The organism is Pantoea vagans, from assembly GCF_004792415.1.
Classification (GTDB): Bacteria; Pseudomonadota; Gammaproteobacteria; order Enterobacterales; family Enterobacteriaceae; genus Pantoea; species Pantoea vagans.
The window spans coordinates 319531-344131 of sequence record NZ_CP038853.1 but is presented as its reverse complement, the minus strand read 5'-3'; the positions used below and the strand labels follow the sequence as shown (position 1 = coordinate 344131).

The 24601-nt window shown below is 57.0% G+C and carries 22 protein-coding genes; 10 read left to right on the top strand and 12 right to left on the bottom strand.

Translation table 11 applies throughout. The annotated features are described in order from the left end of the window. Positions 1-159 precede the first annotated feature (159 nt). Complete coding sequence (gene panM / locus EGO56_RS01610) at positions 160-555, top strand: aspartate 1-decarboxylase autocleavage activator PanM (RefSeq protein WP_013359346.1); 396 nt, start codon at positions 160-162, stop codon at positions 553-555. A gap of 60 nt (positions 556-615) precedes the next feature. Here the strand turns inward: panM and rpoH are convergent, their stop codons facing one another. The 4 genes from rpoH to ftsY all read right to left on the bottom strand — a co-directional run bounded on the left by rpoH (position 616) and on the right by ftsY (position 5060). Next, positions 616-1473: an RNA polymerase sigma factor RpoH gene (rpoH, locus tag EGO56_RS01605; RefSeq protein WP_003852201.1), complete on the bottom strand. Its 858-nt coding sequence runs from the start codon at positions 1471-1473 to the stop codon at positions 616-618. Positions 1474-1712: 239 nt separating this feature from the next. Further along, entirely contained in the window at positions 1713-2702 is a 990-nt protein-coding gene (gene ftsX, locus EGO56_RS01600) for a permease-like cell division protein FtsX (protein WP_013359347.1), read from the bottom strand. Continuing rightward, positions 2692-3360: a cell division ATP-binding protein FtsE gene (ftsE, locus tag EGO56_RS01595; RefSeq protein ID WP_013359348.1), complete on the bottom strand. Its 669-nt coding sequence runs from the start codon at positions 3358-3360 to the stop codon at positions 2692-2694. Before ftsE ends, ftsX begins: the two co-directional genes overlap by 11 nt. A 5-nt stretch (positions 3361-3365) precedes the next feature. Beyond that, positions 3366-5060 carry a signal recognition particle-docking protein FtsY gene (gene ftsY / locus EGO56_RS01590; protein WP_135910512.1) on the bottom strand — a complete coding sequence of 565 codons (1695 nt, stop codon included), beginning with the start codon at positions 5058-5060 and terminating at the stop codon, positions 3366-3368. A gap of 231 nt (positions 5061-5291) precedes the next feature. On the opposite strand from ftsY, the gene rsmD reads away from it, so the two are divergent. Continuing rightward, positions 5292-5891, top strand: a complete 600-nt coding sequence (gene rsmD / locus EGO56_RS01585; protein ID WP_135907537.1) for a 16S rRNA (guanine(966)-N(2))-methyltransferase — start codon at positions 5292-5294, stop codon at positions 5889-5891. Next, on the top strand, positions 5881-6153 hold the full coding sequence (locus tag EGO56_RS01580) for a DUF1145 family protein (RefSeq protein ID WP_003852192.1): 273 nt from the start codon (positions 5881-5883) through the stop codon (positions 6151-6153). The genes rsmD and EGO56_RS01580 overlap by 11 nt, the downstream gene beginning before the upstream one ends. A 24-nt stretch (positions 6154-6177) precedes the next feature. On the opposite strand, the gene EGO56_RS01575 is transcribed toward EGO56_RS01580, so the two are convergent. Next, entirely contained in the window at positions 6178-6534 is a 357-nt protein-coding gene (locus EGO56_RS01575; protein ID WP_135907536.1) for a DUF2500 domain-containing protein, read from the bottom strand. 137 nt (positions 6535-6671) lie between these two features. Between EGO56_RS01575 and EGO56_RS01570 the strand changes: the two genes are divergently transcribed. Both EGO56_RS01570 and EGO56_RS01565 read left to right on the top strand, forming a co-directional pair. Then, complete coding sequence (locus EGO56_RS01570; protein WP_013359353.1) at positions 6672-7301, top strand: lysoplasmalogenase; 630 nt, start codon at positions 6672-6674, stop codon at positions 7299-7301. 93 nt (positions 7302-7394) lie between these two features. Beyond that, positions 7395-9671 (top strand): zinc/cadmium/mercury/lead-transporting ATPase, encoded by a 2277-nt coding sequence (locus tag EGO56_RS01565; protein ID WP_135907535.1) that lies wholly within the window; start codon positions 7395-7397, stop codon positions 9669-9671. Positions 9672-9723: 52 nt separating this feature from the next. Here the strand turns inward: EGO56_RS01565 and tusA are convergent, their stop codons facing one another. Further along, the gene (gene tusA, locus EGO56_RS01560; protein ID WP_010253330.1) at positions 9724-9975 is read right to left on the bottom strand and encodes a sulfurtransferase TusA; all 252 of its coding nucleotides are present in this window, start codon (positions 9973-9975) and stop codon (positions 9724-9726) included. Between the two features lie 204 nt (positions 9976-10179). On the opposite strand from tusA, the gene EGO56_RS01555 reads away from it, so the two are divergent. After that, positions 10180-10845, top strand: coding sequence for a 7-cyano-7-deazaguanine/7-aminomethyl-7-deazaguanine transporter (locus EGO56_RS01555; protein WP_003852182.1), 666 nt, complete (start codon positions 10180-10182; stop codon positions 10843-10845). A gap of 262 nt (positions 10846-11107) precedes the next feature. Beyond that, the gene (locus EGO56_RS01550) at positions 11108-11662 is read left to right on the top strand and encodes a DcrB family lipoprotein (protein WP_033734745.1); all 555 of its coding nucleotides are present in this window, start codon (positions 11108-11110) and stop codon (positions 11660-11662) included. A gap of 49 nt (positions 11663-11711) precedes the next feature. Here the strand turns inward: EGO56_RS01550 and iolE are convergent, their stop codons facing one another. The 3 genes from iolE to iolD form a co-directional block, all read right to left on the bottom strand. Continuing rightward, entirely contained in the window at positions 11712-12608 is an 897-nt protein-coding gene (gene iolE, locus EGO56_RS01545) for a myo-inosose-2 dehydratase (protein WP_135907534.1), read from the bottom strand. Between the two features lie 47 nt (positions 12609-12655). Further along, complete coding sequence (iolG, locus tag EGO56_RS01540; protein WP_135907533.1) at positions 12656-13666, bottom strand: bifunctional inositol 2-dehydrogenase/D-chiro-inositol 1-dehydrogenase; 1011 nt, start codon at positions 13664-13666, stop codon at positions 12656-12658. Positions 13667-13728: 62 nt separating this feature from the next. Continuing rightward, entirely contained in the window at positions 13729-15669 is a 1941-nt protein-coding gene (iolD, locus tag EGO56_RS01535) for a 3D-(3,5/4)-trihydroxycyclohexane-1,2-dione acylhydrolase (decyclizing) (protein ID WP_135907532.1), read from the bottom strand. A 544-nt stretch (positions 15670-16213) separates the two neighbouring features. Between iolD and EGO56_RS01530 the strand changes: the two genes are divergently transcribed. Both EGO56_RS01530 and EGO56_RS01525 read left to right on the top strand, forming a co-directional pair. Further along, a complete protein-coding gene (locus EGO56_RS01530) occupies positions 16214-18127 on the top strand; it encodes a bifunctional 5-dehydro-2-deoxygluconokinase/5-dehydro-2-deoxyphosphogluconate aldolase (protein WP_033734746.1) in 1914 nt (637 codons plus the stop codon). 521 nt (positions 18128-18648) lie between these two features. After that, positions 18649-19497, top strand: coding sequence for a MurR/RpiR family transcriptional regulator (locus tag EGO56_RS01525; RefSeq protein ID WP_033784214.1), 849 nt, complete (start codon positions 18649-18651; stop codon positions 19495-19497). A 93-nt stretch (positions 19498-19590) separates the two neighbouring features. On the opposite strand, the gene iolB is transcribed toward EGO56_RS01525, so the two are convergent. Together iolB and EGO56_RS01515 are read right to left on the bottom strand one after the other, a co-directional pair. Further along, the gene (iolB, locus tag EGO56_RS01520; RefSeq protein WP_013359363.1) at positions 19591-20409 is read right to left on the bottom strand and encodes a 5-deoxy-glucuronate isomerase; all 819 of its coding nucleotides are present in this window, start codon (positions 20407-20409) and stop codon (positions 19591-19593) included. 112 nt (positions 20410-20521) lie between these two features. Then, positions 20522-22027, bottom strand: a complete 1506-nt coding sequence (locus tag EGO56_RS01515) for a CoA-acylating methylmalonate-semialdehyde dehydrogenase (protein ID WP_135907531.1) — start codon at positions 22025-22027, stop codon at positions 20522-20524. Positions 22028-22447: 420 nt separating this feature from the next. On the opposite strand from EGO56_RS01515, the gene EGO56_RS01510 reads away from it, so the two are divergent. After that, on the top strand, positions 22448-23263 hold the full coding sequence (locus EGO56_RS01510) for a TIM barrel protein (protein ID WP_135907530.1): 816 nt from the start codon (positions 22448-22450) through the stop codon (positions 23261-23263). Positions 23264-23338: 75 nt separating this feature from the next. On the opposite strand, the gene EGO56_RS01505 is transcribed toward EGO56_RS01510, so the two are convergent. Continuing rightward, positions 23339-24562, bottom strand: coding sequence for an MFS transporter (locus EGO56_RS01505; RefSeq protein WP_135907529.1), 1224 nt, complete (start codon positions 24560-24562; stop codon positions 23339-23341). Positions 24563-24601 lie beyond the last annotated feature (39 nt).

The following is a 24601-nucleotide window of genomic DNA, read 5'->3' as shown; positions in this document are numbered from 1 at the left end:
TTGCCAGCGCGTTATGCTGGATTGATCGCCCGCCATCCAGGTTTACTCCTGTTATCCTGGCATCCAGGCCATCTTTTGACCTGTTTTATTGATGAAAATGTGGTGGCACTCTGGTTGTATACTTTCGCTACACTTTCCCCTTTTTTAGAGGTTTTTGTTATGAAGCTCACTATCCAGCGCCTGACCGCGCTGACGCCGCAGGACCGCATCGATCTTGGCAAAGTCTGGCCTGATCTGGAGATGGAAAAACTGGAACAGGGTTTGAGTGAGTCTCATCGTCTTTACGCGGCGCGATTTAACGACCGCCTGCTGGCGGGTTTGCAGCTGGAAATTTCCGGCATCCACGGCAAGGTTCACCGGCTGGCGGTGCGCGATGTCACCCGGCGACGCGGGGTAGGCCAGTATTTGCTGGAGGAGACGATCAGGCAGAATGGTTCAATCGCGGACTGGTGGATTGCCGATGATGGCAGTGACGATCAGCAGGTACGCGCGGCGTTTATGCAGGCGTGTGGCTTCAGGGCGCAGAGTGACGGCTGGATACGGGCGGCAGACTAGCCAGACGCAGAAAACAAAAAGGGCGACATCATCTGTCGCCCCTTAAGGTGTTGAAGTGCGTTACGCTTCAATCGCCATACGCAGTTTCTTCATGGCGTTCTTTTCCAGCTGCCGGACACGTTCGGCTGATACGCCGTACTGATCGGCCAGCTCCTGCAGCGTGGTTTTATTGTCTTCGTCCAGCCAGCGGGCACGAATGATGTGCTGACTGCGCTCATCCAGACCTTCCATCGCATAGCTCAGCTTGTCAGCCGCGTGCGCATCCCAGTTATCCTCTTCGATGCCGTCGGCAAAGTCAGAGGTTTTATCCTGCAGATACAGCACCGGTGCCATAGAACGGCCTTCGCTGCTCTCGTCGTCGGCAGACATGTCAAAGGTCATATCCTGCGCGGCCATACGCGATTCCATTTCGCGCACGTCTTTGCTGCTTACGCCCAGCTCGCGCGCAACCATCTCGACTTCGTCCTGATTGAACCAGCCCAGACGCTGCTTGGTTTTACGCAGGTTAAAGAACAGCTTACGCTGTGCTTTGGTGGTCGCGACTTTCACGATACGCCAGTTACGCAGCACGTATTCGTGAATCTCCGCTTTAATCCAGTGCACGGCGAACGAAACCAGACGCACGCCCACTTCAGGGTTGAAGCGACGCACCGCTTTCATCAGGCCGATGTTACCTTCCTGGACCAGGTCAGCCTGTGGCAGACCATAACCGGAGTAATTACGAGCGATATGAACTACAAAGCGTAGGTGTGACAGGATCAGCGTCTTAGCTGCTTCCAGATCGCCCTGGTAATGCAGCCGTTCAGCCAGCGCTTTTTCCTCTTCTGCCGAGAGCATCGGCCAGGTATTCGCCGCCCGGACGTAAGACTCCAGGTTGCCAAGAGGAGCAATAGCTAAAGTTTGCATTTCTTTGGTCATTCAAACCCTCACAAATTCAGTGGAATTGCCGCACATTTCCCTGCGCAGACGATACATTACGTCAACGTCACGCGAGATCCGAAAGCAATCTGTGCTACTTAGAGTGATAAAGTTATCCACAAGTTCAATTATAGCAGTGAATATTTTACACACAGATGACAGGAAGGGAAGAGGGGAAAATCCTCTGTACCCACCATCGGTAGCAGAGGACCATTATAACAAAAAAATGTTGCAGGCGTTTACTGCGGCGTAAATCGACGTAAATGTTGTACCGTCGCCAGCCAGGCTGCGACCCAGCCGATGATGGCCGCAATCAGCAGCAGCAGTAGCGCTTCATCCCAGGAAAAGCCTTCCAGCGAGAAAGTGGTACCAAATACGGTTGCCACACTGGCGACGACCGACTGCAGACGCAGCACCAGCACTTCAGACAGCAGCAGCGACAGCACTGCCCCACTGAAGCCCAGCAGCGCTCCGCCGTAGAGGAACGGACGCAGGATAAAGCCGTCAGTGGCACCAATCAGCTTCTGCACGTTGATGGTGTCGCGCCGGGCAAAGATGCTAAGACGGACGCTGTTACCGATCACCAGGAAGACCGCCACAATCATCAGCACGCCAATCATGGAGGCAATCTGCCCCACCAGCCCGGTCAGCGCCGCCAGCCGCGCAAACCAGCTGTCATCCATTCGCACTTCATCCACGCCCTGCACTTTGCTCACCCGATCGCGCAGGCTCTGCATGGTGTCTGAGTTCTGGAAGTTGAGCTTAGGCGTGATGATGGCCACCGCAGGCAGCGGATTCTGCTCCAGCATATCCATTGCGCCACCAAAGCCTGACCAGTTACGGAATTCGTTCAGCGCCTCTTCCCGCGTCAGGTAGTTGACGTTATCCACGCCTTCAACCTGCTTGAGCTGTGCCACCACATTTTCTGCCGCCGTATCATCCAGCGTTTTGGAGAGATAAACGGTCAACTGCGGCGCCGGATACCACTGCGTGGCCGCCTGACTGACGTTTTTCCACACCATGTAGCAGACGCTGGGCAGCGTCAGCGAAATGGCGATGACCATCACCGTCAGCAGCGTCGCCAGCGGCTGACGCCACATGTCCGAAAGCGTGCCGCGCAGCGCATAGCGCCACTGCTCCTGCCAGCCGCCCTTCAGCGCTTTACTCTTCGACTTCGACGGCTGCTTCGCTTTCGGTGCAGCCGGACGTTTAATACGTTTATTGACCATCGTGGCCTCCGTGCAGACGTCCCTGATTCAGCGTCATCATCCGGTAGTTGCGTCGGGCGATCAGGCCGCTGTCATGCGTCGCCATCAGGACGGTGACACCGACGCGGTTAAACTCTTCAAACAGGCGCAGAATGTCTTCTGACAGCGCGTCGTCCAGGTTACCGGTCGGTTCATCGGCCAGCAGCACGGCCGGCTTGTTCACCACCGCACGGGCGATGCCCACACGCTGCTGTTCACCGCCCGAAAGCTGAATCGGATAACTTTTCGCTTTGTCGAGCAGGCCCACTTTATCCAGCGCCGCCGAAACGCGACGACGGATATCCTCGCCGCTGGCACCAGAGATAATCAGCGGGATCGCCACATTGTCATAAACCGACCGATCCATCAGCAGGTGGTGATCCTGGAAGATCATGCCAATCTGACGACGCAGGAAAGGCACCTCACTGTTACGCAGGCGGGAAATGTCATGGCCGCTGAACCAGATTTTTCCGGCACTCGGGCGCTCAATGCCACAAATCAGCTTCAGCAAGGTACTTTTACCGGCACCGGAGTGGCCGGTCAGAAACGCCATTTCGCCGGGACGCAGATGGAAATCTACCCCCTGCAGCGCCTGACGTCCGCCGAGATATGCCTTACTGACCTCTTCAAAGCGAATCATCCTAATTAGTCCTCTCGGGCAAACAGTGCCTCAATAAAATCTTCCGCCTTAAACGGCCGTAAATCTTCAATGCCTTCACCGACGCCGATGTAGCGAATCGGAATACCGAACTGATCGGCCACCGAGAAGATCACGCCGCCTTTGGCGGTGCCATCCAGCTTAGTGAGCGCAATCCCGGTCAGGCCGACGGCTTCATTAAACAGTCGGGCCTGGCTGACCGCATTCTGTCCGGTGCTGGCATCCAGCGTCAGCATCACTTCGTGAGGCGCGGAATCATCCAGCTTTTTCATCACGCGGGTGATTTTTTTCAGCTCTTCCATCAGGTGCGATTTGTTCTGCAGACGACCCGCCGTATCGGCAATCAGCACGTCAACGCCGCGTGATTTCGCGGCCTGAATGGCATCGAAGATCACCGAAGCGGAATCTGCGCCGGTATGCTGCGCAATGACCGGAATGTTATTACGCTGGCCCCACACCTGCAGCTGCTCAACCGCCGCAGCGCGGAAGGTATCACCGGCCGCTAACATCACGGACTTGCCCTCGGCCTGATACTGGCGCGCCAGCTTACCGATGGTGGTGGTTTTACCCACGCCATTGACGCCCACCATCAGGATGACAAACGGCGTTTTGCCTGACACGTCCAGTGGCGCATCCACTTTCGCCAGAATCGAGGCCATCTCTGCTTTCAGCAGACCGTAGAGCGCTTCCGCGTCACGCAACTGCTTGCGGTTTGCCTGCTGGGTCAGGTTGGTGATGATGCGGCGCGTGGTATCCACGCCCACATCCGCAATCAGCAACTGCTCTTCCAGCTCGTCAAACAGGTCATCATCAATCTTTTTGCCACGGAACAGGCTGATAAAACCGGAACCGAGGTTCTGACGGGTTTTGACCAGGCTGCGCTTCAGGCGGGAGAAGAAGCCCTCTTTGCTGGGACGCTCCTGCTCCTGCACGATGAGCGGCGCGGCGGCCAGCGGCAGATCGCTGACGGTATCGGATAACGACTCAGTCGGTTCCTGGTCAGTGACGTCGGCGTCACCCAGTGCCAATGCGGTCAGCTCTTCCTCGGTCAGCGGCGCGTCTGCTTCGCTATCCTGAGTTTCAGCGATCGCTGCGTCATCCAGCACCTGTGGCGTGAGCACGTCGTTGTTTAACGGTGCTTCGCTGTGCGGGGGTTCGACGATCTCTGCATCGCCCAGCGCCAGCGCCGTCAACTCTTCTTCGCTTAACGGTGCGTCGGTTTCGCTGTGCGGGATGTCAACGATCTCTGCGTCGCCGAGCGCCAGTGCCGTCAGCTCCTCTTCGCTTAACGGCGCGTCTGCGGGTTCCGCATCAGCGATCGGCGTCACCACATCGTCGGCGTCGATAACCGGCGTCGCGTCATGTTCAGGTGCAGCAACTTCCAGTAGCGCTTCAGGGTCGGCCTCAATCGGCTCAGCCTCATCCAGCACCGCAGGTGCTGATTCATGCGGCGCTGCCGCAGTGACTTCCGCCTCACGCTGCTGTCCGGCCACCGTTTCGGTGATGACGACAGTCTCTTCCGCTTGTGCTTCAGCCTGGCTTAATGCCGGGGCTTCCTGTTCTGTCTGCTGCTGTTCGGGCTGAGCGACCTCTGGTGTCTGCTCCTCCGCTGCAGGTTGTTTCTCTTCCTCTTTGCCAAATCCCAGCCAGGAAAAAAAGCCACGTTTTTTCTCTTTTGCCATTGTGTGACGACACTCCTCGATGGCTTTGTCCCGGTCGCGCGTGGTTTCCAGGGGTAAATCAATGAAATTGGTCAGCGCCAGACCGGCGTAAACCGCAGAATAATGCATGACTTCAGCAACTCAGTAGTCTAACACTTTCCAGCCAGCTCACCACAGCACCCTTTTTTAACGTTTCTTCTCACCGATTCGCCCGTTAAACTACGCAACAAATTATGACGAGTTGTGAGCAAGATGAATAAAAACCCCCGCAGTACAGGCGGTGCCGGGCAGATTCGCATCATTGGTGGTCAGTGGCGCGGACGCAAATTGCCGGTGCCGGACAGCGCCGGACTGCGCCCCACGACCGATCGGGTTCGCGAGACGCTGTTTAACTGGCTGGCCCCGGTTCTGCCAGAGGCGCGCTGCCTCGACTGCTTCGCCGGTAGCGGCGCATTAGGACTGGAAGCGCTGTCGCGTTACGCGGGATCGGCGACGCTGCTGGAGCTGGAACGTCCGGTGGCACAGCAGTTAACAAAAAATCTGCAGACGCTGCGCGCTACGAATGGCACCGTGGTTCAGACCAATGCGCTAAACTGGCTGGCACAGGCGGGTACACCCTTTGACGTGGTGTTTATCGATCCGCCGTTTCGTCAGGGATTGCTGGAGCAGACGCTACAGCTGCTGGAGCAGAATAACTGGCTGGCCGATCAGGCGCTGATTTACGTCGAAAGTGAAGTGGAAAATGGCGCACCGCCGGTGCCGCCAGAGTGGGATCTTTATCGCGAGAAAATAGCCGGACAAGTGGCTTATCGTTTGTATCAACGTCAACAGGAGACGCAGGATGTTACTTAATTTGGGGCGTCTGTTGATGCTATGCGTGTGGGGATTTTTACTGGCTAATCTGGTCCATCCCTACCCGAAGCCACTGACTTATTTTATCAACGTGGCACTGATCTTCATGATCCTGATGCATGGTCTGCAATTGGTATTACTGCGCACGACGCAGACTAAAGATGCACCGCCGATTGACCGCGTCACCCAGGCGAAAGTGTTTCTGTTTGGCGTGTTTGAACTGGTCGCCTGGCAGAAGAAAAATTTCCCACGCAAAAAGTAGTGTCGGGCGGGCGCAATGCCCGCCTTACTGCACGGGCGTGAAGCTGATAAAGCGCGTGCCCTGCATCTTCAGCTCACCTTTCGCGCCTTTATCCAGCTGGTGATACTCCCCCTCTTTAAGCTGCACTTTGATGTCGCTGTCACCGTTCAGCGGATGAAACAGCACCTCATACCGCATCTCTTCCCCGGCGATGACTTCACGCTGCCGTGAACGACGATTGGGAGAAGGGAATTCACGTTTAGTTTTGACTTCAGCCTGCAGAGCACGCGTGGGGGAGGCATCATTCACCGCAGCCTCACGGCGTTGCTTAATAAACTGACGACTCGCCAGCACAGCGATAATCGCCAGAACGATGATAAAGATTAACGGTGGTTTGCTCATAGCGCTCTCATGCCTGTTAAATCAGGCGGCAAAGCATACAACCAGAGTTGCCTGATTGTCACATCTCAGAGGCTTAACCTAAACTGGAAGTGATATTTTGGGATCTTTCACCATTTTGAGTAAAAAAGGGAGAAACAATGCTCTGGTCTTTCCTCGCTGTACTTTTCTCCGGCTGGCTCTATGTCGATGCCACCTATCGCGGCCCACAATGGCAACGCTGGCTGTTTAAGCCCGTCACGCTGCTGCTGCTGGTCGGGCTCGCCTGGCAGGCACCGGTGCTGCAAACCACGGACTATCTGATTCTGGCCGGTCTGGTTGCGACGCTGGTCGGAGATGCGTTAACACTGCTGCCGCGTCAGCAGATGCTCTATGCCGTCGGGGCGTTTTTCCTGTCACACCTGCTCTATACGCTCTGCTTCGCCGCCAGTATGACCATGACCTTCTTCTGGCCGATTCCGCTGACGCTGCTCATCATCGGTGCTGCCCTCATTGGCATCATCTGGAGCCGACTGGAGGATCTGCGCTGGCCTGTCTGCACCTTTATTGGCATGACGGTAGTGATGACCTGGATAGCGACCGAGCAGTACTTCTTCCGTCCGACCGATTACAGCTTCTCGATCATGGTCGGTGCCGGTCTGCTGCTGCTCGCCAACGCGGTCTGGTTTATCTCGCACTATCGTCGTCGCTTCAGCGCTGACAGCGCGATTGTGGCCGCCTGCTACTTTGCCGGTCACTTTATGATCGTGCGTTCACTGTGGGTCGTCTGAGAAATTAGTCTTGACTCTGGAGTTCACTCCAGAGTGTAGGATAAGGGATGGGCAACGTTGCTCATCCCGCGACTCTTACACTCCGGAGGTCATATGCATCAACATAACGCCTGTGGCTGCGGCAAACCGCGTGCCAGCCACGCCGCAGCAAAACCGCTGTGCCAGGTTCGTCAGGCCCGTCCACTCTCCCTTTCTATTCATGCTGCTACGCCCGTGACGGCGGATACGGCAGGCTGCTGCTGTGACTGCAACAGCAGCCCTGGCAATGAGGCCGACTCCGCTGAGGAAAGCGACCGGCGAGGCGCCTGGCCCTTTAGCTGGCAGGTCAGCGGCATGGACTGTCCGGGCTGCGCCCGCACCATTGAAACCGCCGTGCGCCAGATAAGCGGCGTAACCGACGCCCGCGTGCTGTTCAGCAGCGAGAAGCTGGTGGTTAACGCTGACAACGATGTACAAAGCGCCGTTGAACAGGCGGTAAAAAAAGCCGGTTTCCAGCTTGCTACACCTTCGGAGACGCCGTCCGCAAGCTCGCGCTGGCAGCAGAACCGGTTACTGATTTTACTGGCGCTGCTGGTGCTCGCCAGCAGCGTTCTCAGCCAGTTCGCGCCCGTCTGGGGCGATCGGCTGTTTGTGCTGACCACCCTGGTCGGCCTGGTCCCGGTCGCGCGCGGTGCCTGGCAGCGTCTGCGCAGCGGATCGCCTTTTACCATTGAGACATTAATGACGCTGGCGTCGGCAGGCGCGTTGATCATTGGCGCGCATGCAGAAGCCGCCATGGTGCTGGTGCTGTTTCAGCTGGGCGAACAGCTGGAAAGCTATGCTGCCTCCAGGGCACGCAGCGGCGTCACCAGCCTGATGGCGTTGCGTCCTGAATCAGCGATTCGACTGGAACAGGGCAAACGCAGTGAGGTGCCGCTGGCGGCGCTGCAACCGGGTGATGTGATTGAAGTCGCAGCGGGCAGCCGTTTGCCGGTCGATGGCTGTTTAATCAGCCCGCTCGCCAGTTTCGATGAGAGCGCGCTGACCGGTGAGTCACTGCCGGTCACCCGCGCCAGCGGCGAAAAGATCCTGGCCGGGGCCACCAGCATCGACCGGCTGGTGACGCTGGAAGTGGTGTCGAAACCCGGTGAAAGCGCAATTGACCGTATCCTGCTGCTGATTGAGGAAGCAGAAACGCACCGTGCGCCGGTTGAACGCTTTATCGATCAGTTCAGCCGCATTTATACGCCGCTGGTCATGCTGCTGTCGCTGCTGGTGATGGTCGTGCCGCCCCTGCTCTTCGCAGGCAACTGGCAGCCGTGGATCTACAAAGGGCTGACCCTGCTGCTGATTGGCTGCCCCTGTGCGCTGGTGATCTCTGTGCCAGCCGCGATTACCTCCGGGCTGGCTGCGGCGGCGCGTCAGGGTGCACTGATTAAAGGTGGTGCGGCGCTGGAACGCCTGAGTTCGCTGCGCAGGATGGCCTTTGATAAAACCGGCACCCTGACGCTGGGCAAGCCCCAGCTGACGCAGATCCTGCGGTTTGGCACAGCCAGCGAGCCAGAGATGCTGGCGTTAAGCGCGGCGGCGGAACAGGGTGCGACCCATCCACTGGCCAGCGCTATCGTGGCGGCCGCGCAGGCGCGTGGTCTGGTCATTCCTGACGCGCAGGATCAGCAGGTGCAGGCGGGACGCGGCATCAGTGCGCGGGTCTCAGGCCAGCAGATTCAGCTGCTGACGCCCGGTCATACGCCCGGCCTGACGCCGCAGCAAAGCGCGCAGATTGCGCAGCAGGAAGCCGAAGGTGAAACCTTGGTGGTACTGATGCGCGATGGCGAGGCGCTCGGTGCGCTGGCCCTGCGCGATCAGCTGCGCGACGATGCCGTGGAGGCGTTAAAAGCGCTGAAAAAGCTGGGCATCGAGAGCCTGATGCTGACCGGCGATAACCCGCGCGCGGCAGCAACCATTGCCCGCCAGCTCGATATTGATTATCGCGCCAGCCTGCTGCCCGCCGATAAAGTCGCAGCTATCCGTGAACTGAGTCAGCAGCAGCCGCTGGCGATGATCGGAGATGGCATTAACGACGCCCCGGCGATGAAAGCAGCGACGCTGGGCATTGCGATGGGCAGCGGCACCGATGTCGCGCTGGAAGCGGCTGATGCGGCCCTGACACGGAATCAGCTCAGCAACCTGGCCCCGATGATTGCGCTGGCGCGTCGTACGCGGCGCATCATCCGCCAGAATATCGGCATTGCGCTGGGGCTGAAGGCGATTTTCCTGGTCACCACCCTGCTGGGTCTGACCGGACTCTGGCTGGCGGTGCTGGCAGATTCCGGTGCGACCGCACTGGTTACCGCCAACGCGCTGCGGTTACTGCGGCGTCGCGCCTGAGTAAAAGGCTCTGTCTGAAGAGAGCGGTTAACGGCGGCCTGAACGGCTGCTGTTAACCCGCCATACCTTTGCGGATCAGAAACTGATAGGGCAGCGTGTCGGTCTGCTGTGCCAGCAGGCCATGTTCCATGAAGCGGCAGAAGCCGGGAATATCGCGGGTCGTCGCCGGATCATCGGCGATAATCAGTAACGTCTCGCCATCCTGCAGGCTGCGTACGGTTTTGCGCACCATCATCACCGGCTCCGGACAACGCAGGCCACGGGCATCCAGCTGATGGTCGGCAGAGGAAAAAGCATCGCTCATAATCAACTCGGTTCAGGTAAGGGGCGCTCATTCTAGCGCGTGCTGGCGGTGAAGCAAGGCGATAACGATTGCGTTAAAATTAACCATTGCATAAAAAGCACAACGCGGTAATATGCCGCCGCTTTTTGCTCATAAAACTGCCAGGCGCTGCCCGAACGGCGTCCCGCAATGGGTTCCCTCACCCCAACATTAAAAAGGTTGAATATGCTCGCATTTTCTTCACGTCAGCGCATGCATGCGCTTTTCTGGTTATCGCTGTTTCACCTGCTGGTGATCACCTCCAGTAACTACCTGGTTCAGTTGCCGATCTCCGTCTTTGGCTTCCACACCACATGGGGTGCGTTCAGCTTCCCGTTTATCTTCCTGGCGACCGATCTCACCGTGCGTATTTTTGGCGCACCGCTGGCCCGACGCATTATTCTGGCCGTGATGATCCCGGCGCTGTTTATCTCTTACGGTGTTTCGGCGCTGTTCTATCAGGGTGAATGGCAGGGCTGGCAGGCGCTGGAAGTGATGAACCTGTTTGTTGCCCGTATCGCCTGCGCCAGCTTTATGGCTTATGCACTGGGTCAGATCCTCGACGTTCATGTCTTCAACCGTCTGCGTCGTCTGCCTCAGTGGTGGATAGCACCCGGCTGCGCCATGTTCCTGGGGAATATCAGCGATACGCTGGCCTTCTTCTTTATCGCCTTCTATAAAAGTCCCGATGCGTTTATGGCGCAGCACTGGGTCGAGATCGCCCTGGTGGATTACAGCTTCAAAGTGCTGATCTGCATGGTCTTCTTCCTGCCCGCCTACGGCGTACTGCTCAATGCCGCGCTAAAACGTCTGGCTGAACGCCAGACCGCCCGCCAGGTCAATTTCGGCTGAGCCTGGCCCATCAGGCGTCATTGTTGCAGGCAGTCTGGACACGGACAGCGCGGAACAACCGGAGCGTACACGTAGTACGTGAGGATTGTGAGCACTGCCCAGGTTCAGAATGACAAATAAAATAGTCTGATTGGCCAGGCTCAAAGAACTTATATAATTTCCGCCATTACCCGCTAAGATCTTCTGACAATCATCAGGTTGCGTTTGCAACCTGATTCCTGTTGTATTAATGCCTGACTGGAAACTTAAAAAAGGGATTCTGATGCGCAACCTGGTGAAATATGTAGGAATGGGTTTACTGGTACTTGGCCTGGCGGCCTGTGACCAGAAGAAAGATGAAGCGGCGAACGACAACGGCGTCAGTGCCAGTCAGTCGGCGCAGACTGTCACGCTGATGGATGGCAAACTGAGCTTCTCACTGCCACCAGGCATGTCAGATAAAAGCGGTAAACTGGGTTCGCAGACCACGAACATGCACGTTTATGCGGATGAAACCGGTGCCCGCGCCATTATTGTGATTGCCGGTGACCCGACCAGTGACGGGCTGGATGTGCTGTCGAAGCGCATGGAACAGCAGCAGCGCAACCGCGATCCGCAGCTGCAGGTGGTGTCGAACAAATCTGTGACGCTGAAAGATCAGCCCGCTCAGCAGCTGGATACCGTGATTTCTGCCAACAACCAGACCTCATGGTCTTCCGTGGTTCTGGCAAAAGTGGATGGCAAACTGGTGACGCTGCAGATTACGCTGCCAGGCGATAATCAGCAGCAGGCCCAGAGCGATGCTGACAGCATTGTGAAAAGCATTACGCTGAAGTAAAACAAAAGGCGGGCTTCCCACAGGGAAGCCCGCCTTTATTCAGAGCACGTTATAACCCTGTATTTTCCCGAATATATTTCCGCGCTTTCACCGCATACTCAAACGGATTGGCCAGCGCCGGATCCTGCTCCGCTTCCACCACCATCCAGCCTTTGTAGCCGAAATCGTCCAGGATTTTAAACACTGGCTTAAAGTCGATCACGCCATCGCCCGGCACGGTAAAGGTGCCCTTTTTCACCCCTTCCAGGAACGAGAGATGGTTCTCACGCACTTCAGCCACCACCTCATCACGCACATCCTTGAGATGCACATGGAAGATGCGCGGCAGATATTTTTCCAGTACCGCCAGCATCTTCTGCTGGGAGCCTTCGGAGTAGTAGACGTGGCCGGTGTCATAGAGCAAACCGACCTGCTCGTCGGTCATCGCCATAAACTGGTCGATCTCTTCTGTGGTCTGAATGCCGGTGCCCATGTGGTGATGCAACGTCACGCGCATTCCCTTCTCTGCTGCGATGCGGGCAAGTTCGTTGTAGCCTTCTGCGGTTAACCGCCACTCTTCATCGCTGAAAATCGCTTTTTCTTCAAACACCGCCAGCGTGGTGCCCTGAATACTTTTACTCTGCTCAGAACAGCCAATCACCCGCGCGCCCATCGCATGCAGGAAGTTCATGTGCTCGATGAACTGTTCGATGGTCTTCTCTTTGTCGCCGTTGGCAAAAAAGGTGCTGAACCAGGCGTTGCAGATTTCGATGCCGCGAATATCGAGCATCGGTTTCAGAATCGCCGGATCGCGCGGGTATTTGCTGCCCACTTCACTGCCGGTAAAGCCCGCCAGCGCCATCTCACTGACGGTCTGCTGGAAGGTATTCTCACTGCCGAGATCCGGCATATCATCGTTGGTCCAGCCGATCGGCGCGATCGCCAGTTTTACATTCTCTTTGTTCATCTTCTTATTCCCAGGCGGAGAGCGGCCAGGCCGCAGAGAAAGCTAAATCAGTTATAGAAAGCAGGACGCGGCGGCATCTCTACCGGCTCAATCGCACCACTGTTCTGCGCTTTGATGCAGGCATCGGCGGCGACTGAAGCGGCGAAGCCATCCCAGGCAGAAGGACCGGTAAGCTGACCCGCTTTGATGTCGTTAATAAACGCCTGCAGCTCAACGTCATACGCCTCGATAAAGCGATCTTTCCAGTCCACCAGAATGGTATTCGACAGGCGGGCATCTTTGCGCAGCTGCACCGAAGAAGGCTCTGGCAGGCGGGCAATGCCCTCTTCACCCACCACTTCACACTGAATGTCATAGCCGTAAGCGCAGTTAACGAAGATCTCGACGTCGATGCGCACCCCTTTGTGGGTTTCGAACAGGACGATCTGCGGGTCTTTCAGCTGACCATGGGTCTTCGACGTCACGCGCGGGAAGATCACCTGCACCGTTTTATAGTCGTCGTTTGTCAGCCAGCGCAGCACATCCAGCTCGTGGATCAGGGTGTTGGTGATCGCCATCGGGGTGGTGTAGTTCTCTGGCACGGTCGGGTTACGGTGTGCGCAGTGCAGCATCAGTGGCTCACCGATATCGCCATCGGTGATCACTTTTTTCAGGGCACGGTAGCCCGCATCGTAAGGACGCATAAAACCAACCTGCACCAGGCGTTTGCCCGCCTGAATCTCTGCATCCACCACCCGGCGGCAGCCTTCGGCACTCATCGCCAGCGGTTTTTCACAGAAAACCGGTTTACCGGCGGCAATCGCCGCCAGGGTGAACTCTTCATGGGTCGGATCCCATGAGGTGACCAGCACCGCATCGACGTTGGGTGACTGAATCACGTCGTGACCATTTTCAAACACCTCCGCCTCAATATTCAGGCGTTGCAGTGCAGCACGCGCGCCGTCGACATTGATATCAGAGACGGCAACTACCTGAGCCCCCTGCAGCACATGGCTGCAGCGGCGAATATGTTCCTGACCAATTGCACCTGTACCGATGACGCCAAGTTTCAAAGTCATAATTACACCTGTGTAGGGTTCGTACGGAGAAGAGGAAAACGGGCCGCAGCACGGCCCGGAAATCAATATTTGCGCGCCTGATCCAGATGGCTGTTGAGCTTGTCCGCCACCGCCTGAGCGCGTTCGGTTTTCGACGCCTGCGCCACGCCGACGTGCCACCAGCTGAAATATTTGTGGATCATGGTTTTTGGCAGCACTTTGATGTCGATAAGGGTGGAGACGGTCTGGGCGCGCGCATCTTCCAGCGCCGCTTTAAGCTGTTCCAGGCTGGTGACGCGATAAGTTTTGCAGCCATAACCGGCAGCAATGGCCGCGAAATCGACCGGGATAAAGCCGCCGTCCAGCCTGCCGCTTTCCGCGTTACGGAAACGGAACTCGGTGGTGAAGCTGTCCATACCGTGTTCCATCTGCAGGTTGTTGATACAGCCGTTAGTCATGTTATCCAGCAGCACGACGTTGATCTTCGCCCCTTCCTGAATCGAGGTGACCAGCTCAGAGTGCAGCATCATAAAGGAGCCATCGCCGACCAGCGCATAGACCTCGCGCTGCGGCTGCGCCAGCTTCGCACCCAGCGCGGCATTGACTTCATAGCCCATGCAGGAGTAGCCATATTCAACGTGGTAGGCGTTGTAATCTTTGGTGCGCCAGACGCGCTGCAGGTCGCCCGGCAGGCTGCCCGCAGCGGCAACAACCACCGCATCTTTCGGCAGCTGCTCGTTTAAGGTGCCGAGCACGCTGCTTTGCGTCAGCAGTGACTGAGTCAGGCGGTTAAATTCTGCGAACACCGCTTCGCGGTCGAGATGGTCAGCAATCTCCGGCACAAAGTCGCCATCGTGATATTCCACCTGATAGACGCGCTGCGTCTCTTTCAGCAGCTGGCTCTGCGCCTGCTCAATCTGGTTGCCCCAGTCATTGCTGTAGTGCTGTGAGGCCAGTGCAGCGGTGAGCGCGGTCAGCCCTTCACGGGCATCGGCCAGCAGCTGTACGCCATCGAGCTTGTAGCTGTCGAAGTTGCTGACGTTGATGTTCAGGAAGCTGACATCGGGATGCTGGAAAATCCATTTCGATGCGGTGGTAAAGTCGGTGTAGCGGGTGCCGATGCCGATGACTAAATCGGCCTCTTTCGCCAGCAGGTTCGCGGCCAGGCAGCCGGTTTCGCCTACGCCGCCGACATTCAGCGGATGGTCAGAGACCAGCGTGCCTTTGCCCGCCTGCGTCTCGGCAAAGGGGATCTGATAGCGCTCGGCAAACTGGCGCAGCGCCTCGCCCGCTTCGGAGTACTTCACGCCGCCGCCGCAGATAATCATCGGCTTGCGCTTACGGTTAATCAGCGTCAGGGCATCCGCCAGCTGGGCCGCCACCGGCAGGCGGCGATCCAGACGGTGCACGCGTTTCTGGAAGAAGTAGTCCGGGTAATCCCAGGCCTCACCCTGCACATCCTGCGGCAGCGACAGCGTGACCGCGCCGGTTTCAGCCGGATCGGTCAGTACGCGCATGGCATTGATACAGGCGGACATCAGCTGCTCAGGGCGGCTGACGCGATCCCAGTATTTGCTGACGGCGCGGAAGGCGTCGTTGGTGCTGATGCTGAGATCGTAGCTCTGCTCAATCTGTTGCAGCACCGGATCGGGCTGACGGGTGGCGAAGACGTCGCCAGGCAGCAGCAGCAGAGGAATGCGGTTAGCGGTCGCAGTGGCGGCGGCAGTAATCATGTTAGCCGCACCCGGTCCCACAGACGAACTGCAGGCGATAATCTGACGGCGCAGCGACTGACGGGCAAAGCCGGTGGCAGCATGGGCCATGCCCTGCTCGTTACGACCCTGCCAGACCACCAGATCGCCGCTATCCTGTTCCAGCGCCTGGCCCAGCCCCAGCACGTTGCCATGGCCGAAAATCGCGAAGATGCCTTTGACGAATTTCGTCTCAGTGCCATCAACATCGATGAATTGATTATCAAGAAATTTAACCAGCGCCTGTGCCGTGGTCAGTCTGATTGTGCCCATGTTTCTTCCTTACATGCTGGTGGACCCCGACTTCCGCGACAGCGCGCAAGGCGTTGTCATTGGCGGAAAAGCGGCCGGAATAACTGAAACGTGAGGCGATTATAAACAAATATATTTTTCATAAAACACGATTACAGAAGAAACATTTCATTTTGCGAGTGAGATCAAATTTAACGATGGCAACAGGTCTGGCGAGCGATCACGACGGGAAAATCTGGAACGTTTAGCAGAGAGTGGTTCATGATGAAAAAATTCATTTCAATGGGGCAGCTTGCCTGACTGGCGTACGGATTCCTGCGATCGCCTTCACAACCCTGACATACCGCACATCGTGACAGCAGAGACCGCACAGGCGGGTGGCAATCAGGAGTTTTACCTGGTTCACAAAATTGCGATGGATATTTCATTTCATATTGAATATGGAATTTTTATTCCTCATACTTCCCTCATAGCCAGTCAGATACCCACAGACCCGGAAGCAGAGCCTGCCTGGATCGGTCTTTTCGCCCGCCAGCTCTGCGAATCACAGAAGGAAACCACAGGTATGAGTACACAACAGAAGCCGCTTGATGTGATTTGTATCGGGCGCATCGCCGTTGATTTTTATGGCCAGCAGATTGGGGCACGGCTGGAAGATGTCACCTCCTTTGCTAAATATCTGGGCGGATCATCGGGCAACGTCGCTTATGGCACCGCGATTCAGGGGCTGAAATCGGCGATGCTGGCGCGGGTGGGAGATGAGCACAATGGTCGCTTTCTGCGTGAGGAATTGCAGCGCGTGGGCTGTAACACCGATGCCCTGATCACCGATGCAAAACGCCTGACCGGCATGGTGATTCTGGGGATTAAAGATGAAGAGACTTTTCCGCTGATTTTCTACCGTGATAACTGCGCTGATATGGGTCTGGTACCGGACGATATCGACGAAGCCTTTATTACTTCGTCCCGCGCGGTGGCGGTCACCGGCACGCACTTATCTCATCCGCAGACCCGTGAAGCGGTGCTGAAAGCGCTGGATATCGCCCGCCGCAATGGCCTGCGCACGGCGCTGGATATCGATTACCGCCCGGTGTTATGGGGACTGACCTCTCTGGGTGACGGTGAAACACGTTTCATTGAGTCGTCTCAGGTCACTCAGCAGTTGCAGGAAGTGGTGCACTATTTCGATTTGATCGTCGGCACCGAAGAGGAGTTTCATATTGCCGGAGGCAGCACTGATACCCTGACTGCGCTGAAGAACGTGCGTCAGGCGAGCCAGGCGACGCTGGTCTGCAAACGCGGTCCGCTGGGTTGTGTGGTGTTTGAAGGTGAAATTCCGGATAGCTGGGAACAGACTCAGCTGCACACCGGCGTGCGCGTCGACGTGCTCAACGTGCTGGGTGCAGGCGATGCCTTTATGTCTGGCCTGCTGCGCGGCTGGCTGAATGATGAAGGCTGGGAGCAGGCGTGCCGTTATGCCAACGCCTGTGGCGCGCTGGTGGTGTCACGCCACGGCTGTGCCCCTGCCATGCCAACCAAAGCGGAGCTGGATGATTTTCTGAGCCGCGACACAGAGGTGAAACGTCCCGATCTCGACAGTCGTCTGAACCATCTGCACCGTGTGACCACCCGTAAGCAGCAATGGCCGGAGCTGAACGTGTTCGCTTTTGACCATCGCAAACAGCTGGCGGATATGGCGCAGGAAGCGGGTGTTGATGAGAGCCGTATTCCACAGCTGAAACTGCTGCTGCTGGAAGCCGCTCAGCAGGCGGCCAGTGAGGCGGGATTAGAGAACAAAAGCGGCATTCTGGCGGATACCACGTATGGTCAGAAAGCCCTGAATGCCATCACAGGTAAGAAGTGGTGGATTGGCCGCCCGATCGAGCTGCCCAGCTCACGTCCACTGCGTCTGGAGCATGGCAACATCGGCTCGCAGCTGATCGACTGGCCGGCCGAGCATGTCGTGAAATGTCTGGTCTTCTATCATCCGCATGACAGTGCCGAACTGCGTAAAGAGCAGGATGATCTGGTGCTCGACGTCTGGAAAGGCTGTAACAAAAGTGGCCATGAGCTGCTGCTGGAAGTGATTCTTCCCGAGAGCAACCCGGATAAGAATGAAGCCTATTACCTTGATATGCTGAGCCATTTCTACAGTCTGGGTATACAGCCGGACTGGTGGAAACTGCCTCCGCTATCCGCAGAGAGCTGGCAGGCGATCAGTCGTCTGATTGAGGAGCAGGATCCTCACTGTCGCGGCATTCTGTTGCTGGGTCTGGATGCACCCGAAGAGAAGCTTAAAGCGGGCTTCGCTGCGGCGGCCAACGCGCCATGGGTAAAAGGTTTTGCGGTGGGTCGCACCATCTTTGGTCAGCCTTCGCGTCAATGGTTGCAGGGTGAACTGGACGATCAGGCACTGATTGAGACCGTAAAAGGCAACTATCTGCGGCTGATTGCGTACTGGCGCGCTGCCCGCGCGTGATTTGCTGCTCTGCCAAAAAGCCGCTCTTAGACCGTGCAGTCACAGGGAACACGGTCAGATCGGAAAGACGCAAAAGCCGCCATCCATGGCATGCTCGGCCCGCGCAATTACGCACCTCATCCCTGAGGTGCGCCCGTAGCCGGGCCAACGCTTTGCGTTGTTCAAAAACGCTCCCGGCGTTTTTGTCCCTGACGCGGGACGCTTTCCTCCTCTGACCGTGTTCCCTGCTCATTTGGCTAATGCGTTGCTGTCAGACCCGATTTTTCAGCATTCTGCCGCCATCCCAGCCAGGATGGCGCTTTTACTCGCATCCCTCTTCCCCTCACTGACTTTCCACGTCGGTTTTCATCCTGTTATGACCTGTGCAGAGGCGCGCCTCGGGTGCTAAAGCCAATCTGTGAACCATTTCATAAAGCCATGAAATAAACCGCTTCGTTGACGCAAACAAATGAAATTTTCCATCCATCTGATACTATAGCGCTCATTATGCAGCCATTATTCTAATGATACGGGCAGAAGTGATGAACAATAATCCCACCCAACTTTCTCTCTTGCAGGACGATATTCGTCGCCGCTACGAAACGCTGAGCAAGCGTCTTAAACAGGTTGCACGCTACATCCTTGATAACAGTAACAGTATTGCTTTCGATACCGTCGCCTCGATTGCTCAGCAGGCCGATGTACCGCCATCGACGCTGATCCGTTTTGCGAATGCGTTTGGCTTCAGCGGCTTCAACGAAATGAAACAGGTTTTTCGTCAGCACCTGATGGAAGAGACGGTCAACTATACCGAGCGCGCGCGTCTGTTTCGTCAGACCTCAACGGACGACAGCGCCAGTGCGCCTGAGAGTCCGGCGGAGATCCTCAACGTCTTTACCATGGTGAACAGCCAGGCGCTGCAGCAGCTGGCGATGCAGGTGAATCCTGAGCAGCTGAACAAAGCAGTAAAACTGCTGAATGAGGCTGAGAACATCTATGTAATTGGCCTGCGTCGCTCATTCAGCGTCGCCTCCTATCTGGTCTACGCGCTGCGTCATCTGGAGCGTCGTGCGTTTCTGATTGATGGTCTGGGCGGGATGTTTACCGAGCAGCTCAGCCTGGTAAATCCGAAAGATGTGGTGATTGCGATCAGCTACTCGCCCTATGCGCGTGAAGCGGTCGAGGTCGTCGAAATGGGGGCCAAGCGTGGCGCGCATCAGATCGCCATTACCGACAGCCAGGTCAGCCCGCTGGCTGCCTTCAGCGATGTCTGCTTCGTGGTGCGTGAAGCGCAGGTCGATGGCTTCCGTTCGCAGGTCGCCTCACTCTGCCTGGCACAGACGCTGGCGGTGTCACTGGCGCTGAACAACGCCGATAGCTCCGCTCAGTAACCTGCGTTTCGCACAGTAAAAAGGGCAGCCCAATCGGCTGCCCTTTTTGATGCTTTTTCCGCACTATGCACACACGGATAAAACCGCTGAGCCTTACTCTGATCGTGGATAGCTGTCGCTGTTCACCCAGGCATGATCTTTCTCCCAGCTGAATTTCCACAGCCGTACCGGCCCTGCCATCACGTTCAGGTAGTAATTGTTGTAGCCGGCCAGCGTCGCCACCGGATGATAGCCACGCGGCACCATCACGACGTCGCGGTTATAGGGTGCCATACAGGCATCCAGTGAGCGATCGTCGGTGTAAACGCGCTGCATGGCAAAGCCAGGTTCCGGATCGAAACGGTGATAGTAGGTCTCTTCCAGGTAGGTTTCGTTTTCACTCTCCTCCTGATCATGCTTGTGGCTGGGATAGGAGCTGGTATCGCCTTCGTTGGTATAAACCTCCACCACCAGCAGACTGTCAGCGGGTTCAGTATCAGGCAGGATATTATGCACCAGACGCTGGTTGCGCCCTTTACCGCGATGCTCAACGCCAACATCGGCTGGCGCAATCAGTCTTGCAGGCAGATTGCCCTGACCGGGCGCGTTACAGACGGCCAGTTCAAGATCGCTGTCAGCATAGACTTCCACTTCATCGTCATGCGGCACATACACGGAATACGGCGGCACGCGTTCGAAAGGCGACATGCGCTTACCGATTCCGGGAAACTCAGCATGGCGGGTTTTCACCGAGGCCAGCCCGGCCACCAGCACCAGACACAGCTCTTTATCACCGCTGGTCAGGCGCAGGGTTTCCCCTTTTTTCAGCAGATAAGCATCAAAGCCAACGTAACGCCAGCCAGCGCGCTCAGGCGTCACATGCTGAATACGACCCTGTGCGTCAGGGGCCTGTGCTTTCGACAGTAAAGACATCCTGATCCTCCTCTCTGTCACGATTGACGCTGCGGTAGGTTCACGGGCGAGGTGCCCGCGAACAAAACGACCGGCAGAGTCTCCTGCCGGTCGCAATCAGCGTTGAAATAGATCAGCCTAAGGTTGGCATACTGAATTCAGACACGGTCTGCTGACCGGACGGCCAGCGCACGGTGGCGGTTTTCATGCGGGTATAGAAGCGCACGCCATCCGGCCCGTGAACATTGAGCGCGCCAAACACGGAACGCTTCCAGCCACCGAAGCTGTGGAATGCCATCGGCACCGGAACCGGCACGTTAACCCCAACCATGCCTGCTTCAACGTTCTGCACAAACTCACGCGCGGTGTGACCGTTGCTGGTGAAAATTGCGCTGCCGTTACCAAATTCATGGCTGTTGACCAGCTGCAGCGCGCTGTCGTAGTCCGGTACGCGCATGATGCTCAGCACCGGCCCGAAAATCTCTTCACGCCAGATCACCATCTCAGAGGTGACGTTATCAAACAGCGTGCCGCCCACGTAGTAACCTTCGGCGTGACCTGCAACCTGCACGTTACGGCCATCGACCACCAGCTTCGCGCCTTCCTGCTCACCTTTATCGATATAACCCAGCACCTTCTTCTGGTGCGCGGCTGAGACAACCGGTCCCATCTCATTTTCATCGGCACCCTGATTGATCCCAGGACCGATCCGCAGCGCTTTCACCAGTGGCGTCAGACGGGCAATCAGCTTGTCAGCAGTGTCATCGCCCACCGCGACCACAACCGGCAGCGCCATGCAGCGTTCACCGGCCGAGCCAAACGCACCGCCCATAATCGCGTTAACGGTGGCATCCAGATCGGCATCCGGCATAACGATAGCGTGGTTTTTCGCCGCGCCAAATGCCTGCACCCGCTTACCGTGGGCGCTGGCGGTTTTATAGATATGCTCAGCCACGCCGGACGAGCCGACGAAGCTCACCGCAGCGATGCGCGGATCTTTATAGAGCTGTTCAGCATCTTCGTTAGAGCTGTGTACGACGTTGAATACGCCATCCGGCAGGCCCGCTTCGGTCAGCAGCTCAGCCATACGCACGGCCGCAGAGGGATCCAGCGCCGGGGGCTTCAGAACAAAGGTATTACCGCAGGCCAGCGCGATCGGGAACATCCACAGCGGCACCATCGCGGGGAAGTTAAACGGCGTAATACCCGCTACAACACCCACCGGCTGCATCAGCGAAAAGCTGTCAACGCCGCCGCCGACGTTCGGGGAATATTCACCTTTAAGCAGATGGGGGATTCCGCAGGCAAACTCAATCACTTCAATGCCGCGCGTCAGTTCACCTAACGCATCAGACCAGACTTTGCCATGCTCAGAGACAATCAGCGCCGCCATCTCTTCACGATGCTGCTCCATCAGGGCTTTAAAGTTAAACAGAACGCGGGCGCGACGCAGCGGCGAGGTTTTTGACCAGGCAGCAAATGCGTCATGCGCGACACCAATCGCCTGGGCCACTTCATCAGCGGTACTTTGCGTCAGTTCACGTACCACTTTGCCGGTTGCCGGATCGTAAACAGGAATGGTTTCGTTGCTGGCGCTGAAAGTCGTTTTACCGCCAATAAAGTTACCTATGATTGTCATGATGTTGCCTCTTAAGATGGTTAAGTTCCCTGCAGACGGGCCCTGTGGCCTGCCACACTGCCTGACCAGGCAAACCTGAAAGCGTGCTATGAAGCTATTACAGTGGAATAAATTTTTCAAATAGTTCTTTTTGGAAAATTTGCTTTTAGCGGCACGGATCGCATTTTTGCCGCCCTCAAGCCAATGACGATGTTCCGATGGCGGGAGGCGTTTACCAGCGCTCAGCCTTAGCCTGACAGGCAAATAGCAGAGGCGGATAGAGCGGGTATTCCTGCGAAGTTGATCCAGCGTTTATGCATCGGACTGAAACGGAATATGAAATTAATGCGAGACCGATCTAATAATCTGCATTTCATAATTCACTATTAATGAAATAAATGTTTTCTTTAGCCCATCCTTCTCCTGTCCCGGAGTCAGCGCATGGCCATCGATCCCACCCGTTTCTGTATCAACCGCAAAATTGCGCCCCGGCTCTCGCTGGAGGCCTTCTTTCAGCTGGTTCAGCGTCTGGGGCTAAGCAAGGTCGAACTGCGTAATGACATGCCGGGCGGCAGCGTCACCGATGACCTCAGCACCGATCAGCTGCGCGCCCTGGCGGATAAATATCACATCGATATCGTCACGATTAATGCGCTCTATCCCTTTAACCGGATCGATGACGCGCTGCTGACGCGGGCCGAGTCGCTGTTACAGACAGCACAACAGATCGGCGCAAAGGCACTGGTGATGTGTCCGCTAAATGAGGGGATTACCGTGTCGCCTCAGCAGACGCAGGCGGCAATGCAGCAGCTGGCGCCGCGCTTTGCACACTATGGCATTCAGGGGCTGGTGGAACCGCTGGGGTTTCCGGTCAGCTCACTGCGTTCGATCGTACAGGCGCAGCAGTTGATCGCCGCGGCGGATGTGCCCTTCAGGCTGCTGCTGGATACCTTTCACCATCATCTCTATGAACAGGCTGAACAGGAATTTCCGGCGGGTATCGATATTGACCAGATTGGGCTGGTGCATCTTTCGGGTGTGGAAGATCGGCGCCCGACTGCCGAACTGACCGATGACGAACGCATCATGCTGAGTGACAACGATGTGCTGAAGAGCGTGGTGCAGGTTAAACGGCTGGAGATGCTCGGCTACAAGGGCGTCTACGCTTTTGAGCCGTTCTCCGGTCAGCTCAACAGCTGGACACCGGCGGAGATTGAACGCCAGATCCGCCACAGTATTGAACTGCTGCAGGCCTGAAACCTGTTCGCGCCCGAAATTTATTGGTTTATCTGTGTCTGAAAAGACGTTATGGCCCGCTGCTGGGCCATTTTTTTATCCTGACGAATCCCCGCTTACGGGCTCTGAAGCCTGACGCCGCTGCAGGCGCAGCGTGCAGAAGAAAGCGACGCAGACCAGCAGCGCCGTGAGCAAGTAGACGCGGGAGACACCAGCATAGTTCATGATGAATCCGGCCAGTGGCCCGGTTATTCCCAGCGACAGATCCATAAAAGCGGTATAGGTCGCCAGGGCGCTGCCCTGATTCTGCTGCGGCACCACTTTTACTGCCACCACGCCCAGTGCCGGAAACACCAGTGAAAACCCGGCGCCGGTCAGAAACGCGCCCGCTTTTGCCATCCACGGATCGCCTGCGGCGGCGACCAGAAAGAGCCCGGCAGCCTCAACCGCCAGACAAACGCTGGCGACCCGCAGGCCACCGTGACGGTTAATCGCATTCGGGAACAGCAGGCGCGCCCCGACAAAAGCGCTGCTGAACAGGGAAAGCGCAAAGGCGGCTCCCTCCCAGCCTTTATCCTGATAGAACAGCGTGATAAAGGTGGCAATCACGCCGAAACCCGCTGACCCCATCGCCAGAATCGCGCCAAAGCCAGCGATTTTCCCCAGCACCGCCCGAAACGGCAGCGGTCTGGCACGGCTGGCTTTTACCGCCGGACGCGGGACCGCGCAGACGATGCCCACCACGCAGATGGCCACAATCACCAGCGATAGCCACAGCAGCCCGCCGGCCCGGAAGATCACCACGCCCAGCGGCGCACCTATCGCCATCGCGCCATAGGTGACGATGCCGTTCCAGGAAATTACGCGGCCAATGTGCAGTGAACCGACCCGCGCTACCCCCCACAACGAAGTGCCGGTGCCGGTAAAGCTCTGGCCCACACCCAGAATCAACCGGCCCACACAGAGCAGTATCAGGCTCCACAGCGGGGATGCGATCAGCGCCGCCAGCAGAATGCACAAGCCGCTGATCAGACAGCCTACCAGGCCCGTCACCACCACTTTCTTTGGTCCCCAGAGATCGGCATAGCGCCCGGCATGTGGCCGGCTCAGCAGCGTCGCCACATATTGCAGGCTGATCACCACGCCCGCCCAGAATGCGCTGAAGCCCAGTTGGTCATGCACCCAGCCAGGCAGGACCGCCAGCGGCAGACCAATGGTGAGATAGCTGGCAAAGTTGTAGGCGACGATAGAGAGGATCAGCAGCGAGATGTTCAGGCTTCCGGATGGAGCATTCTGTTCCGCTGCAGGCTGTTCAGGCATAGGTTCTCGCACGTAGTTGGCTGAATGATAAGGTTTATC